This window comes from Halorussus pelagicus (assembly GCF_004087835.1).
In the GTDB taxonomy this organism is placed as follows: Archaea; Halobacteriota; Halobacteria; order Halobacteriales; family Haladaptataceae; genus Halorussus; species Halorussus pelagicus.
In genome coordinates this window covers 93,739-108,582 of record NZ_CP035120.1, presented here as the reverse complement: position 1 = coordinate 108,582, position 14,844 = coordinate 93,739, and the positions used below count along the sequence as shown (strand labels likewise).

The following is a 14,844-nucleotide window of genomic DNA, read 5'->3' as shown; positions in this document are numbered from 1 at the left end:
GATTTAATATGCCATAGACACTTTCTCGCCCCTTCGTGAGAGTTTTTCGAGCACTGCCAGTTTCGTAAACTCTTCAATCGACGAGAGTGCTCTCGAAAGCGGAACTTACACTCTCCCCTAGATTCATTAAACTTGTTTCCTTTTTCTAAATTAATATGCACATTCACAATATAGTATATCCACAGTAATAAACTTAATTACGGCAGATAAAGTACCGGTACCACTCGAAGAAAGCTACGAGTAGTGTCACTCGCCAGTATCCGAACAGATAAACGGCTAAATCTGGAGAAAGCTAGACGATGGACAAGTGGAAGCGCCGAACGCTCTACTACCTCTCGACGCTCGCGGTCGTCTTCCTCGGCTACGCAGTCGTCTACGACTACGGAATGGCCGTCTACGAGGGCCACTCCCAGCCGTTCTACCAGTCGCTACAGGTCGTCGTCGAGACGTTTACGACGACGGGGTACGGCTCCGACGCGCCGTGGGAGACCCCGGAGATGAGCCTGTTCGTCATGGTCATGGACCTGACTGGGGTCGTCCTCATCTTCATGGCGCTCCCCGTCTTCGTCGTCCCGCTGTTCGAGGACGCAATTTCGACGACGCTCCCGACCGCGGTCGAAGACCTCGAAGATCACGTCGTCATCTGCACGTACTCGCCGCGGGCCGGGTCGCTTATCTCCGAGTTGGAGTCGCGCGACGAGGCGTACGTCCTCGTGGAACCCGACCGCGAGACCGCGCTGGACCTCTACGAGTCGGGACACTCGGTGATTCACGGCGAACCCGACTCCATCGAGACGCTGAACGCCGCGAACCTCTCGTCGGCGACCGCGCTGGTTGCCGACGCGGGCGACGAGACGGACGTGAGTATCGTCCTCACGGCCCGCGAGGCCGACAGCGACGTGCGAGTCGTCAGCGTCGTGGAGGACCCCGAACACGAGACCTACCACGAACTCGCGGGCGTGGACGAGGTGCTGTCGCCCCGGCGACTCGTCGGTGAGAGTCTGGCCGACAAGGTGACGACGGCCGTCTCGACGGAACTCGGGAACGCGGTTGAACCCGGCGAGGACTTCGAAATCGCGGAACTCTCCATCCAGCGCGGGAGCGAACTGGTGGGGGCGACGCTTGCCGAGAGCGGTATCCGTGACCGCTTCGGCGCGAACGTCATCGGGGCGTGGTCACACGGGGAGTTCGAGACGCCGCTCGCTCCGGAGGCGAAACTCGATGTCGGGATGGTCCTGCTCGTCGCCGGGCGAGAAGCCCAACTCGAACGCCTCAAGGGGATGGCCCGCTCGCAACCGCACCGACGACGCCGCGGGACGGTCGTGGTGGTCGGCCACGGCGAGGTCGGTTCGACCGTCACCGACGCGCTCGCGTCGGCGAACGTCTCCTACACTGTCGTTGACATCGAGGACAAACCCGGCGTGGACGTGGTCGGCGACACGACCGACCCCGAGACGTTGGAACAGGCGGGCATCGAGGACGCCCGAACGGTCGTGTTCAGCATCGCCGACGACACCCTGACGGGGTTCGGGACGCTGGTCGCGCGCGACCTCAATCCCAGCGTCGAGGTGCTGGCCCGCGCTGAGAAGACCGAGAACGACCGAAAGCTCTACCGCGCTGGTGCCGACTACGTGCTGGCGCTGGCGACCGTCTCCGGCCGGATGCTCGCGGCCACCATTCTGGACGGGGAGGAACTCATCTCGATGGACAAGCAGATCGAAATCGTCCGAACGGCCGCCCCGAAAATCGCCGGACAGACGCTCGCAGAGACCGATATACGCAGTCGAACGAGCTGTACCGTCGTCGCGGTCGAACGCGACGGGTCGGTCCTGACCGGCGTCGGACCGGAGTTTCGGTTCCAGCGCGACGACGACGTTATCGTCGCGGGGACCGAGGAAGCGGTCGGTCGGTTCGCCGCGCTGGCGAACTGAGCGCCGCGAAGGTCGCTTGGGTCAGTCGCCCGGCGAAGACGCCGCAAGGAACTTCCGTTTCCGCTGGCGGTTGTGGCGCGTTCGCGGGGCTAGGCTCTCTTTATCCCGGCGCAAGCGAAGCCTACCGTCACAAGATACTTATCGGATTTCGCCGAACTTCCGACGAGCGCCCGCACAACCGTTCGAGAAGCGATTGTGCGGGAGGGGGCAGATGGGGAAAACATGACACGAATACGCAAGAGTGTACTGCTGACAGCACTGCTGGTCGTCAGCGCGTTGACGGCGGGCGTGACCGGTGGTGCAATGACGGGAGCCGAAACGACGTATCAAGCGCAGGACGACGGTGTCAGCGACGCCGCCGTCGATTCCGGCGAAGTGTTCTGGCAGGGGCAGTTCCTCCGATTCTCCGGTAACGAGACCGACGCGGGCGAGGTGTGGGCTGTCCGGCGCGTCGAAGACGGAGAGACCGGGTCGCTCGTGACCGAAGTTCTACTCGACGGGAGCGCGTCGGCGGTGTTCAGCACGAGCAGTCTCGACGGCGAATTCGTCGTCGTCAACCAGAACGACGACCCCGTCGTCTTCGCGGACGGAACCGCACAGGGCACCGCGAGCGCGGGCGAGGCAAGCTTCGAGGTCGCCAACCAGAGCGTCAACGCCACGGTCGCGGACCGAACGGTGCTGAACGACGACAGCGCCGACGCGCGGACCGACCTCCGCCTACAGTCGAATCGGGCGGGCTACAACTTCTCTCTGTTCTCCGAGCAACTGAACGACTCGCAACTCGCGGAGATTTTCCAGTCCGTCGCAGTCCGCGACGGACAGGCGGTCTCGACGCGCGCCGCGAGCAGCGACGCCTACTACGAGGCCAACTTTTCGGGCGTCGAACCCGGAAGCTACGACATCTCCGTGATTACGGCCGACGGTGCCGCCGAGGACAGCGCCACGGTAACCGTCGCCGAACCGACGGAGGGAACCGCCTCGCTCGGCAATGCGACCTACACCGAGGAGCGCGGTGACGTGGTCCGGTTCAACGTCACCTTCGACGGGACCGACCGAGCGACGGTCCGGCTCGGGTCCCAACAGGTCAACTACATCTCACGGTTCACCGTCGTGGACCGGAACGGCGACGGCGAGGCGACCGTCGAGTTCGACACCTACCGGGCGGGCCTCTCGCCCGACTCGCCGGGCATCTCGGCGGTCGGCGAGGACAACGTGACCGACTTCCGGTTAGAGACCGACCCGATTCCGGGCCGCCTCGACGTGGCGACGTACCCCATCGAGGTGACGGTCGGGACGACTCGCACCGCGGTCGGGTCCGTTCTCCTGAACGACCGCTCGACCGAGGGCATCCAGATGTGGACCGCGCCCGAGTCGGCAGACGCGAACAGCGTGGCCCAAATCGGCGAGGTGGCCACGCAGGACAGCGACGTGGCGTTCCAAGACTGGGCCATCGTGCAGGTGCAGGCGTCCGGTCTCTACAGCTACGTCCGGAACATGCCTGACCTGAACGACGACTCGACCGGCCTGTCGATGAGCCTGACGCGACTCGGTGGGATGAACGTCCCGCCGACCGACGTGTCGCTGGACCGCGGACGACTCGTCGTGGACGAGTCGAACAATCAGTTCTTCGTCGTCTTCGACTCCGAACGGTTGGAGGAAGGCGCGCGCTATCAGGCCAACTTCACGATTTCGGGAGACAACCCCTACGTCACCGAGCAGAACGCGACCTCGCTGGTGACGAACTTCACGGTGGTCACTCGGTCGGCGTCGTTCGACCGACCGGTCGAAGTCCCCGCGGGGCAAGCGACCATCTCCGGGGACAGCACGCTCGCGCCCGGTTCGGAACTGAACGTCGAGGCCGTGAACACCGGCCAGTCACCCTTCCTCAAGCGCCAGGGCGCGACGGTCGCCGAGGACGGTACGTGGGAGGCATCGTTCGACTTCTCGGACGTGGAACCGAACACGAGTTTCAGGGTCTCCATCGACGAACCCTCCGTCCGCACGACCGGCGTAGTCGTTGAGGGCGACGGCGCGGCCGAGACCGAAGAAACCACTCCGGCCGAGGAGGGTGACGAGGAAACGACTACCCCGGCCGAGGACGGCGAAGCGGCCGCTGGCGGCGAAGAGACCACTCCGGCCGACGACGCAGATGGAGCAGTCGCTGACGGCGAGGAGACGACCGAGGAAGACGCCGGGGCAGGTACCGAGACCGAGGCGGCTGCCATGGGTGAGGCGAACACCGTTCGTGCGCCCGGATTCGGCGTCGGAACGTCGGTCCTCGCGCTCGCGGCGGTCTTGTTGGCGGGCGCGGCGCTCGTCGCGTGGCGGCGCTGACAGACACCGATACGCGCGGTTTCTTTTCGCGGCGACGAGTCGCCGAGTCGTAACTGCCAATTACTGTCGGTTCAACTGTGGCTTCCGACTGAACGCACGCCGCGTTTTTTGCCCGCGCTCGTCGGATAGTCGCCATGACCACGACCGGAGACATCGCCGACTTCGCACTCGGTCTCGACTTCGAGGACTTCGACGACGACACCGTAGACGAACTGAAAAAGCGAATCGTGGACTCGCTGGGCATCGCCGTCGCGGCGATGGATGAAGAACCTGTCTCCGTCGTCGGCGACACGGTGGCGGAGTTCGGCGGCGAGGGATGTACGCTCTGGGGCGGCGAGCGAGCGGAGGCAGACTCGTCCGCCGAGGACCCGAACCCCGAGCGCGCGACCGCCTCGCCGCCTGACGCGACGATGTACAACACGGCGCTGGTCCGCTATCTCGACTACATGGACTCGTTTCTCGCGCCCGGCGAGACGCCCCATCCGAGCGACAACATCGCGGCGGTACTCGCCTGCGGGGAGTACGCCGACGCCTCCGGAGAAGACCTGATCACCGCGGTCGGCGTCGCCTACGAGGTGCAGGGCGCGCTCGCGTGGAACGCACCGGTCCGCGAACGCGGGTGGGACCATGTCACCCACACCGTGATTTCCGCTGCTACTGGGGCGGGGCGGGTTCTGGGACTGGACCGCGAGCAGTTGCGCTCGGCCGTCGGCATCGCGGGCACCGCGCACAACGCGCTTCGGGTGACTCGAACCGAGGGCATCTCGGAGTGGAAGGGCATCGCGTCGGCCAACGCCGCCCGAAACGCGGTCTACTCGGCGTTTCTCGCCAAACACGGGATGGACGGGCCGAAGAACCTCTTCGAGGGACAGAACGGCTGGAAACAGGTCGTCTCGGGCAATTTCGAGGTCGAACTCACGCCCGCCGAGCGCGTCCACGACGTGATGACCAAGAAGTACGTCGCCGAGACGTACGCCCAGTCGGCGGTCGAAAGCGTCATCGAACTCGCCGAGCGCGAGGACATCGACTCCGAGAACGTGGAGAAAGTTCGCCTCGACACCTTCGCGGGCGCGAAACTCATCATTGGCGGCGGCGAAGGAAGTCGCTACGAAGTCGAAACGAAGGCTCAAGCCGACCACTCGCTCCCGTACATGCTCGCCGTCTCGCTCATCGACCGCGAGATGGGCAACGACCAGTACGAACCCGAGCGCATCCGCAGCGAGGACGTGCAGACGCTCCTCCGAGAGGTGGAGGTCTCGGAGGACCCCGAACTCACGGACAGATTCGAGGCGGGCGAGATGCCCGCTGTGATCGCCGTCGAGATGGCCGACGGGACGACCTACCTCGTGGAGAAAGACCACTTCGAGGGGCACCCAAACGACCCGATGTCGTGGGACCGAATCGAGCGGAAGTTCCACGAGACCGCAGGGGAGCGCTACGACGAGAAGAAGCGCGAGGCAATACTCGGGACCGTCCGAGAGTTGGAGGAGACGGACGCCTCGGAGTTAGTCGCGCTATTGGACTGACGAATCGCACTTGCAACGACCGAACACGTTCGGGCTAATTCATTCCCCCGAGCGAGACCTCTCTTCGAGTATGACCGCATCCAGCGACGACCGCAACCACGACGTGGACCTCGACAGCGACGTGAAACCCATTACCGACCACGTTCACGACAACTCGTGGTCGGCCAACCTCGAAACGCCCCAGCACGCCGAGCGCCGGGACCTCGTGGTCGAGCAAGCCCGGCAAGCGGTCGAACACACCGCTGGAGGCAACCACGTTAACCTCGTCACGCACGGCGACCACGGCCATCCCGAGACCTATCTCTACGACGCGCTGGTGGAGACGTTCGGCGACGCCCTCTCGTGGGAGTACGTCGAGCAGTGTGGCTGTGGCGGTCATGTCACTCGCGTCTACGTCGAGTAGTGCGTTCGATGAGGACGAGCGCGTTTGACCGTTCGACTTCGAAAGCGCGCCCGCCCCGTTTCGTTACTGGCGGACGTAGAGCAACACGACCCCGACGACGATGAACAGGAGGCCCCACCACAGCGAGTCCCACGGGAGAACTTTCAGTAGGAGCGTGACGATGCCCGAGGATATCAGCGACCATCCGGCCGTCGTTTGGTAGGTCACGGCGGGCGTACGGGGTCGAGGCAATTGACTCCTTGGGCCGTCGGGGGAGTTCGCTCGGCGACTGGCCTACGGACCGGTTAGAGTCCTGCGCACGGACCGCTCAGAGACCGGCGTACGGACCGCCCTTCGCCTCGGCAAGTCGCTCGACCTGTTCGTCCGAGAGGTCGATATCGGCGGCCGCGAGGTTTTCGTCTAGCTGTTCGATGGTGCGAGCGCCGACGATGGGCGCGGTCACGCCGTCACGGTGCGAGAGCCACGCGAGCGCGGTCTGGGCGGGCGTCGCGTCAACCTCGTCGGCAACCGCGTCGAGTTCGTCGTGGAGGTCGAAGTTCTCCTCGGTGAGATAGGCGTCCTCGAAGCGACTGGACTCGGCGGCGCGCGACTGGCCGGTCAGGCCGTCCTCGCGCGAATACTTGCCGGTGAGAAAGCCCTGTCCGAGCGGACTCCACGGACAGACTGCGAGGTCTTCCTGACGGGCCATCTCCAAGTAGTCTCCCTCGATTTCGCGGTCCACGAGGTTGTATCGCGGCTGGAGGACGGTGAACGGCTCCCAACCCTCTGCGCGAGCGATGGCGTTGGCCTTCGCCACCTTCCAGGCGTTCGGGCGGAGCGTCGAGGCCCCGAGGTAGTTGACCTTCCCCGACTCGACGAGCGCGTTGAGCGTCTTCATCATCTCGCGGGCGGAGGTCTGGTCGTCCCAGCGGTGGATGTAGAGCACGTCCACGTAGTCGGTGTCGAGGCGGTCGAGGATGGCGTCGGCACGGTGCCGAAGATTCTTCCGGTTGGTGCCCCGACTGTTCGGGTCGTCGTCCCGAATCTGCCAGTAAATCTTCGAGGCGATGGTGTATCGCTGGCGGTCGCGGTCTTCCAGCCAGTTGCCGATCCACTCCTCGGCCTTCCCGCCGCCGTACACGTCGGCGGCGTCGATGTAGCGCCCGCCAGCGTCGGCGTAGGCGTCGAGCAGTTCGTAGGCGCGCTCCTCGCCGATTTCGACGTTTCCTTCCTCGGTCTCTTTCCCGAAGCGCCAGGTTCCGAACTGGAGTTCGCTGGTCTGGAGACCGGTTCCACCCATCTGAACGAAGTCGAGGTCGGGTGACTCGCTGTCAGTCATTCCGTTCGTCGCTACGCGTGTCGGTCCCAAAAGGGTTCAGCAAGCGGCAGACGAGGACGCGCTTCCGACTCGGTCGCGGTTTCCGCGCGTCCGAGAGTGGCGAACCGATGTGGCCTTCGAAATCGCCAACGAGGTCGGCGTCGAGAACTGCGTGTTCGAGGCGACTAACCCGGCGGTGTTCGAGTGGTACATCAAGAACTGCGGCCCGGAGGTCAACCGGTTCGTGGATATTACCCAGATAGTCGAGTTAGAGTGCATGCGGTCAGTCTGTGGGGCAAGAAGCGTTCGTAGGTCTGGGTCCCGTGGTACGACCGAGCGTGACGGAAGGCGACACTATCTCCGAGGGCACCGCGGCCACTTCCGGCGATTTTTGCGCCTATATGAATCGGACCCTTACAGAGCAAGGGTTCAACTGTTTTCAGTCGCTAAGTCTCCTTCCTCAACGAGCAACGTAGACCGAAGGCCGAGTAGCGCTAACGAGAGCGACGCTCTCGTTCGCACATCAGAACGCAAAACGTTCTGAGGACGCAGTAGGGGGAGGATACAGCCCGTCATCGTCTTCGAGATACTCCGCGACGACCGGCCCATAGGCCCACCGCCACCTTTATGTCTATCCAATGTATATACATAGGTGATGGATACGTTTGAGATCGAAGGTGAAGAAGTTCTTGGCGGTACTGCAAAACCGTCGGGAAATAGCGCCCACGTCATCGTTCCCAAACGCTGGCGTGGCGCTGACGTGAAAGTCGTCCGCGTTTCCGAACCCGATTCAGACGAATAGCCTATGCACTACAACTACAAGTATCGACTCGGCCCACCGGAAGCCCTCACTGAGACGCTTCTGCACCACGTCGATACTTGTAGGCAACTCTACAACCACGTCCTCTACAAACTCAACAAGGCAGACGAGATTCCAGCACGCTACAAGGTACAGGGGACACTCCCCGACCTCAAATCGTGGTGGGACGAACTCGGAGACGTTCACTCAAAAGTGTTGCAGATGGTCGTCAAACGCGTCTACGACAACCTCTCCACGCTCAAAGCGCAGAAAGAGAACGGACGCGGTGTTGGAATGCTCAAGTGGAAACCTCCTCGAGAGTATCGGTCGCTCACCTACAATCAGTCCGGCTTCAAACTCAAGAATACGAGTGGTCGGCCTGTCCTGTGGTTGAGCAAAATCGGTGAGATTCCGATTCACCTTCACCGCGACATCCCCGAGAACGCGACCATCAAACAAGTCACGGTCAAGCAAGAACCTACGGGCGAGTGGTTCGCCACGTTCGGTATCGACGTGGACGAAGACCCTCCCGAGAAACCGGAGAATCCAGAACGAGTCGTCGGAATTGACGTTGGAATCCTGAAATACGCACACGATACTGACGGAACCGCGGTCAAGTCGCCGGATTTCTCCGACGAGCGCGAGCGGTTGGAACGCGCCCAGCGCGAACTTTCGCAGAAGGAACACGGCTCGAACAATTGGGAAGAACAGCGTAAGACGGTCGCTCGACGACACGCCGACCTGAAGCGCAAGCGTCAAGATTTCCTCCACAAGTTGTCGAACTACTACGCCCGCAAGTACGACCTTGTAGCGGTCGAGGACTTGGACGCGAAGGCACTGGTCGAACTCCCCGGCAACTCTCGGAACCGAGCCGGAGCCTCGTGGGGAACATTCCTCCGAATGCTCGAATACAAGTGCGAACGCGAAGGGACACACTTCGTCGCCGTAGACCCCCGAGGTACGACCAAAGAGTGCATGTCGTGCGGAATGGAGACGGACAAGCCATTATGGGTACGTGAACACTCGTGCCCGTCATGTGGGTTCAAGGCAGACAGAGACGCGAATGCGTCGTGGAACATCCTTTCTCGCGGTCTCGAAGATGTAGGAGTGGGATACTCCGAATCAACGCCTGTGGAGACTGCGCTCCCTGCGGATACACCCGTATCTGCAAAGCGCGTCGTGGAAACAGGAAGCCCCATCCTCACGGAGCGAACCGCGTCAGCGGTGAGCGAGTAGGATGAGGTAGTTCATCAAAAGAACTTAGGTTCGTGAACCTAATCGTACCATCATGACGCGTGTCGGGATACAGAGGGGTGACGGACGACCCCGCTACGGATGAAGTTCAGCTATCAGCATGCGAACCCGTCGTCCGGCGGCGGTTCGTATCTTCTCCGATTTCGAGACTCGACGCTCGACCCGACTCCCTGCATCCTCGTGGACTCGGGAGTCGGCGTCGATTTAGACTCGCTTCTCGCGGACGACGAGTACCTCGCGGCGGTGTTGCTGACTCACGCGCATCTCGACCACTACGCCTCGCTCGCGGACTCCTTGCGGGACGGCGCGCCCGTGTACGTCGCCGAACCAACCGCGAACGTCCTCGAAAGCGTCCTCACGGAGGGAGAGAAGAACTACAAAATCGGCGCGACCGAATCCGTGTCCGACGCCATCGAACCGCTCGACGGGTGGCAGACCATCGTGCCGGAAGTCGAGGTCACGCCGGTTCCGGCGGGTCACACGCCCGGCGCGGCCGGGTTCCTCGTCCGGTTCCACGACGGGTCGCGCGCCAAACATCTGCTTTTCACCGGCGACTTCACGGACCGCCGCGCGGCGGGGTACTCGGGCTTTCAGTCGGATCTCCCCGTCGATGTAGACGTGCTGTTCGTCAACGTCTCCACGACCGACGATTTCGAGGAGACGCTGACCGACTCGCTGTTCACGCTCCTCGAACGCTCGCAGGCCGGGTCGGAGACGCTCGTGACCGCCAGCGCGCTCACGGCGGTCCACTACGCCTATCTACTGGGCCACCTCGGCGAGCGACTCGGCGAGACCGTCCCCGTGACGCTGGCCGGGCAGGCCGCGAAACTCTACCGCGACTTCGGCTACGACGTGCCGAACGTCGAACCGGTCGCCGTCTTCGACTCGCCGGGCGAACTCCTCGAACGCGGGACCGTCACCTTCGCGGGACCGGAAGTTCCCACGGAGGGGAGCGCGCGCCGCCTCTTCGGGACCATCGAGGACGACTCCTCGGCCACGCTCGTCCAGTTGACCGCGGGCGCGACGACGCCAGTCGAAACCGCCTCCTGTACCGTCTACGACTACGAAGTCGTCAACCATCCGCCGATGTCGGTCATCGACGAGTTGGTCGCCAACCTGAACCCCATCCACGTCGTCGCCGGTCACGGTCCGCGGCGCGTACTTCGGAACTTCCGGGGGCGCTACGACGAGCGGTTCGTCTGGGCCAGCAACGACGACCGCGAACAGACCCTCTACGAGGGCGGCCGCTGGTCCCCGCCGCCGTGGTTGAGCGAGACCGCCGTCCAGTCGATATTCGCGCAGGACTGGCAGACCAGCGGCGGCCGCTTCGGGAACCTACTCACCGAGTCCGACCTGCAACTTCCGACGGTTTCTCGCGCCGACGAAACGGACCTCGAAGCGGAGGGTGTCGGCGTCGAACGCCTCGAAGACCGATTCGGCGGGCGCGACGACGAGAGTGAGGTCCCGACGGGACCCGACGATTCTGCTGCGTCGTCGCCCGCCGCGGCGGACGACGACACGACCGGGCCAGAGACCGAGGCCGCCACCGAATCGGGACAAGCGACGGCAGAATCGGAACCAGCGACCGAATCGAAACCGGAGGCGGCGGACGCGTCCGTGCCCGCCGAGACGATTGCCGACGACCATCCCGCGGTGAACGACGACGAGACGTTCCGCCGCGAAGTCCTCGGCCGACTCGACGCCCTCGCGTCCGAGACCGGGGGAACGCCGGTCCGCGCTCGCGTCGTGGACGGCGGCGAGGACGTGACTATGCTCCGATTACTGGGCGAGACAGACCTCGACCATGGCGACGAAGTGACAGTCGTCCTGTCGGACGACGGCGAGGAGTGAGCGCGAGTCAGGGAGCGAGTCGGTAGCTTTTCGGTCGTCGCACTGACAGTCTCCGACGAATGGCTCCCCCGACGCTCAGTCTCTTCGGCGTCCTCCACGCCGACCGCCCGGCGAAGGTCCGGGCGGAGTTGGCCGACTTCGCCGACGACGCGGACGCGCTGTTCATCGAACAACCCGAGACCGAGATTACGCTCCGGACGTTCGGCCGGGTCGCCCTCCGAACGCCGACGTTCTTCCTCGGCATGTTGCTTCAAATCGTCGCCTTCGAGCCGCTGTACGCTCTCCTGCACCGAGAGTACGACGAGGCGGAGGCTATCGCCGTCCGGCGGGTCGCTGCCGACCGAGACCTCCCGGTCCACGAGGTGGACGACCACCCGGCCCTCTACATGAGCAGGGCGGGACCGCGCTGGATTCTGGCTAACTGGCTGGCGCTCGCGGCGTTCGCGTATGCTTTCGGAACGGCACTCGCCGCGCTGGTCGGCGTCCTCGCGGTCGCGGTCGGCGCGACGGTTCTGACCCAGTGGCTCGACCGCCGTCTCTGGGTCGTTGCCGCGATTCCCGCGACGGTGGGACCCTTCGCCTTCGCGGCGACGAACGGTCTCTTCTCTATCTACCCCATCACCGCAGTGCTGATCTTTGTCGGGGCGTCTGCGGGCCTCCTCACCGAGTACCGGAACGGTCACATGGTCGATAGGGTTTCGGTTATCTCCGAACGCGAGGAGTACGAGCGCGCCTGTCTCGTCACGGGGAAGGCCCACCTCGCCGGACTCCTCGATCTCGCGGCGGACGCCGACCTCTCGATTTCCCGGATGCACGTCTCGCGCTGGCTCAGAACCTCCGACGACGTGACCGAAAACCCAGATTCCGAGTCGTTTGGCGGGCGCTCGCCGGTCGGTTGGTTCACCACTGCGTTCGGTCTCACTCGCCCGGACCCGAAGCGCGAGACCGAGACCGACGTGTTCGGCCAGCGGATGGTCGCGGCGATACTCGACCTCGCGTTTGCGGCCGTCTCAGGCGTCGTCGGAAGCTTCGTGTTCGCGGTCGGCGTCGTTCTCGTGCTCGGCGAGTCGGCCTCCGTCCCCGCGCTCGTCGTCGGAATGGTCGTCTCTCCGCTGCTGTACTTCCTCGTCTGGGAGGCGTCGCTCGGGCGCACGCCGGGCAAGTGGCTGCTCGGACTGGTCGTCGTCTCGGAGGACGGCTCTCCGGCATCTTTTTCGTCGGTCCTCGCCCGGAATCTGCTCCGGCCGCTGGACTTCGCACCGTTCTACGTGTTGGGGTTTCTCTCGATGCTGGCGACCGACCGCGCACAGCGCGTCGGCGACATGGCGGCCGGTACCGTCGTCGTCAGCGCCGAATGACCGATTCGGCCGTCGCTCGGGAGCGTTCGTTCGGACTCGGCCCGGACCCGTCGGTCGCGTCGCTCTTGGCGATTCGGTGAAGGGCGAAAAGGGAGTCGTTCGGGAGCTGTCAGTTCGCGGGGTTATGCGATGATTGACGACTTCTCGCCGAGGTGTTCGGTCTCCCACTCGCGGCGAGCCGCGATTTCACGGCTTCCGCGGTCGGTAAGCGCGTAGTAGTTGGTGCGCCGGTCGCGCTGACCCTTGTCCACGAGTCCTTTATCGACGAGGGTGTCGAGATTCGGGTAGAGGCGACCGTGGTGAATCTCTTTCTCGTAGTACGATTCAAGCTCGTCCTTGATTGCGAGGCCGTGTGGCTCGTCTTTGCCCGCGATGACGTACAACAGGTCCCGTTGGAAACCAGTCAGGTCGTGCATGTGTTACGATAGTCGATAGTTCCCCTGTAATTATAAGCTTGGTGGCCGCTTAATTCAGTTTTTTACCCAAAACCGGCAAATAGGCGTGCTATCTTACGAAGGTGTCATCGTGTCTTAAGGTATCACACCGCGCGATTGGACGCGCCCGCTGTCGAATTTCGTTTCAGGCGGTGCATAACAATGACCGTAACCGAGGTATCGCCGGTAACGACTGCCGGGCCACGCTCCGGCGGAGAGACCACTATGAACGACCCGTTTCTCAATACGACGGCGCAGGTCAACCGGTACGGTCGCACAGTCTCGCGGTCGTCGCTCGGCGCGGGCCGGAACGACGGCGGACCGAATTGGCGAGTTTCCCCCGATGGAGGGCGACGATGAAGGTCCTCAATCTTGTCTCGAACGAGGACGCCCGCTTCTTCGAGCAACAGCGGACGGTGCTGGAACGCCGCGGCGTCAACTGCGAGACGATGAAACCGCCGGGCGACCACGTCGCCCGCGAGGACATGACCGAACGGACCGCTGGCGACTACCTCAAGTTCGTCCCGCAGGTCCTCACCGAGTCGCGGGAGGGCTACGACCTCGTCCACGCGAACTACGGCTTGACCGCGCCGATGGCGCTGGCCCAACTCCGACTCCCGGTCGTCCTCTCGCTGTGGGGCACCGACCTGATGGGCGAGTACGGATGGCTCTCGAAGCGCTGTGCGCGCCACTGCGACGCGGTCATCGTCATGTCCGAGGAGATGGCGCGGGAACTCGGCCAACCCTGCCACGTCATCCCCCACGGCATCGACATGGACCGGTTCGCTCCCCGGCCGACGGCCGAGGCCCGCGCGGAGGTCGGTTGGGACCCCGACGCGCGCCACGTCTTGTTCCCGTACCCGCCGTCCCAAGACGTGAAAGACCATCCGCGCGCGCATCGCATCGTCGAACGCGCCAGCGAGCGCGTGGACGCCGACGTGGAGTTACAGGTCGTCTACGGCGTCCCCCACGCCGAGGTGGCGACGTACATGAACGCCGCCGACGCGCTCGTGCTGACCTCGAAGCGCGAGGGGTCGCCCAACTCGGTGAAGGAGGCGATGAGCTGTAACCTGCCCGTCGTCTCGGCCGACGTGGGCGACGTGCGCGACCGCCTCGACGGCGTCTCGCCATCGACGGTCTCGGACGACGACGAGGAACTCGCGGCGGGGTTGGCCGACGTGCTGGCCGACCCGCGGCCCTCCGACGGCCGCGAGGCGATTCGGGACATCAGTTTGGACCGCATGGCCGAGCGCATCGAAGGCGTCTACGAGTCGGTGACGTGACGACCCGAGGCAGGGTCGAATCTGCTCCGAACTAACAGTATCGTTATGTGACTGTATCACTCTGGTCCGGGTATGGAACCGCTACCGATGCTCGTTACGGTCGGCGTCTTCGTCAGTATAGCGTATATACTTCTTCGCTCGTACTGGAAGGGAATCGACGGGTTCAACCGGGAACTGTTCGATTGACGGCTTCGACCGTCGGGTCGCTAGCTCTCCAACTCCACGCTCACCGTCTCCCCGCTCCGAGCGGACTCGTAGGCCGCTTCGGTCAGCGCAGTCACGGCGAGTGCGTCTCTGGCCGTCGCCGGTAGCGTCTGGCCGGTCTCGCCCTGCCACCGCTCGCGGGCGGCCTGAGACATCCGTGTCGAGTTCAC

At 63.9% G+C, this 14,844-nt stretch carries 12 protein-coding genes and 2 pseudogenes; 10 read left to right on the top strand and 4 right to left on the bottom strand.

Annotated features, from left to right (window positions below):
• Positions 1–299 precede the first annotated feature (299 nt).
• The 4 genes from EP007_RS15700 (at position 300) to EP007_RS15685 (ending at position 6,194) form a co-directional block, all read left to right on the top strand.
• Positions 300–1,931, top strand: coding sequence for a potassium channel family protein (locus tag EP007_RS15700; protein WP_128478717.1), 1,632 nt, complete (start codon positions 300–302; stop codon positions 1,929–1,931).
• A gap of 222 nt (positions 1,932–2,153) precedes the next feature.
• On the top strand, positions 2,154–4,265 hold the full coding sequence (locus EP007_RS15695) for a DUF7827 domain-containing protein (RefSeq protein WP_128478716.1): 2,112 nt from the start codon (positions 2,154–2,156) through the stop codon (positions 4,263–4,265).
• Between the two features lie 134 nt (positions 4,266–4,399).
• Positions 4,400–5,791, top strand: a complete 1,392-nt coding sequence (locus EP007_RS15690; RefSeq protein WP_128478715.1) for an MmgE/PrpD family protein — start codon at positions 4,400–4,402, stop codon at positions 5,789–5,791.
• A gap of 70 nt (positions 5,792–5,861) precedes the next feature.
• Entirely contained in the window at positions 5,862–6,194 is a 333-nt protein-coding gene (locus tag EP007_RS15685) for a CGCGG family putative rSAM-modified RiPP protein (protein ID WP_128478714.1), read from the top strand.
• A 63-nt stretch (positions 6,195–6,257) separates the two neighbouring features.
• Here the strand turns inward: EP007_RS15685 and EP007_RS17665 are convergent, their stop codons facing one another.
• Positions 6,258–6,401 (bottom strand): hypothetical protein, encoded by a 144-nt coding sequence (locus EP007_RS17665; protein ID WP_166035668.1) that lies wholly within the window; start codon positions 6,399–6,401, stop codon positions 6,258–6,260.
• 100 nt (positions 6,402–6,501) lie between these two features.
• Entirely contained in the window at positions 6,502–7,512 is a 1,011-nt protein-coding gene (locus tag EP007_RS15680; RefSeq protein ID WP_128478713.1) for an aldo/keto reductase, read from the bottom strand.
• 88 nt (positions 7,513–7,600) lie between these two features.
• Here EP007_RS15680 and EP007_RS18000 point away from each other — a divergent pair.
• From EP007_RS18000 to EP007_RS15655, 5 genes and pseudogenes are all read left to right on the top strand, one after another.
• A pseudogene (locus EP007_RS18000) lies at positions 7,601–7,803 on the top strand (phosphosulfolactate synthase); the annotation flags it as partial.
• Between the two features lie 343 nt (positions 7,804–8,146).
• Positions 8,147–8,293: a DUF2080 family transposase-associated protein gene (locus EP007_RS15670; protein ID WP_394346056.1), complete on the top strand. Its 147-nt coding sequence runs from the start codon at positions 8,147–8,149 to the stop codon at positions 8,291–8,293.
• A gap of 3 nt (positions 8,294–8,296) precedes the next feature.
• Positions 8,297–9,526: an RNA-guided endonuclease InsQ/TnpB family protein gene (locus EP007_RS15665; RefSeq protein WP_128478711.1), complete on the top strand. Its 1,230-nt coding sequence runs from the start codon at positions 8,297–8,299 to the stop codon at positions 9,524–9,526.
• A gap of 99 nt (positions 9,527–9,625) precedes the next feature.
• The gene (locus EP007_RS15660; RefSeq protein WP_128478710.1) at positions 9,626–11,395 is read left to right on the top strand and encodes an MBL fold metallo-hydrolase; all 1,770 of its coding nucleotides are present in this window, start codon (positions 9,626–9,628) and stop codon (positions 11,393–11,395) included.
• A 59-nt stretch (positions 11,396–11,454) separates the two neighbouring features.
• Complete coding sequence (locus EP007_RS15655) at positions 11,455–12,753, top strand: RDD family protein (RefSeq protein WP_128478709.1); 1,299 nt, start codon at positions 11,455–11,457, stop codon at positions 12,751–12,753.
• Between the two features lie 122 nt (positions 12,754–12,875).
• Here EP007_RS15655 and EP007_RS15650 read toward each other — a convergent pair whose 3' ends face one another.
• The gene (locus EP007_RS15650; protein WP_128478708.1) at positions 12,876–13,169 is read right to left on the bottom strand and encodes a PadR family transcriptional regulator; all 294 of its coding nucleotides are present in this window, start codon (positions 13,167–13,169) and stop codon (positions 12,876–12,878) included.
• Between the two features lie 374 nt (positions 13,170–13,543).
• Here EP007_RS15650 and EP007_RS15645 point away from each other — a divergent pair, with 374 nt between their 5' ends.
• The gene (locus EP007_RS15645; protein WP_166035666.1) at positions 13,544–14,470 is read left to right on the top strand and encodes a glycosyltransferase; all 927 of its coding nucleotides are present in this window, start codon (positions 13,544–13,546) and stop codon (positions 14,468–14,470) included.
• 206 nt (positions 14,471–14,676) lie between these two features.
• Here the strand turns inward: EP007_RS15645 and EP007_RS17660 are convergent.
• A pseudogene (locus EP007_RS17660) lies at positions 14,677–14,790 on the bottom strand (Gfo/Idh/MocA family protein); the annotation flags it as partial.
• Positions 14,791–14,844: the final 54 nt, after the last annotated feature.

Coding starts and splice junctions, on each gene's coding strand:
- EP007_RS15700 (WP_128478717.1), top strand. CDS start 300: ATGGACAAGTGGAAGCGCCGAACGCTCTACTACCTCTCGACGCTCGCG.
- EP007_RS15695 (WP_128478716.1), top strand. CDS start 2,154: ATGACACGAATACGCAAGAGTGTACTGCTGACAGCACTGCTGGTCGTC.
- EP007_RS15690 (WP_128478715.1), top strand. CDS start 4,400: ATGACCACGACCGGAGACATCGCCGACTTCGCACTCGGTCTCGACTTC.
- EP007_RS15685 (WP_128478714.1), top strand. CDS start 5,862: ATGACCGCATCCAGCGACGACCGCAACCACGACGTGGACCTCGACAGC.
- EP007_RS15680 (WP_128478713.1), bottom strand. CDS start 7,512: ATGACTGACAGCGAGTCACCCGACCTCGACTTCGTTCAGATGGGTGGA.
- EP007_RS15670 (WP_394346056.1), top strand. CDS start 8,147: ATGGATACGTTTGAGATCGAAGGTGAAGAAGTTCTTGGCGGTACTGCA.
- EP007_RS15665 (WP_128478711.1), top strand. CDS start 8,297: ATGCACTACAACTACAAGTATCGACTCGGCCCACCGGAAGCCCTCACT.
- EP007_RS15660 (WP_128478710.1), top strand. CDS start 9,626: ATGAAGTTCAGCTATCAGCATGCGAACCCGTCGTCCGGCGGCGGTTCG.
- EP007_RS15655 (WP_128478709.1), top strand. CDS start 11,455: ATGGCTCCCCCGACGCTCAGTCTCTTCGGCGTCCTCCACGCCGACCGC.
- EP007_RS15650 (WP_128478708.1), bottom strand. CDS start 13,169: ATGCACGACCTGACTGGTTTCCAACGGGACCTGTTGTACGTCATCGCG.
- EP007_RS15645 (WP_166035666.1), top strand. CDS start 13,544: ATGAAGGTCCTCAATCTTGTCTCGAACGAGGACGCCCGCTTCTTCGAG.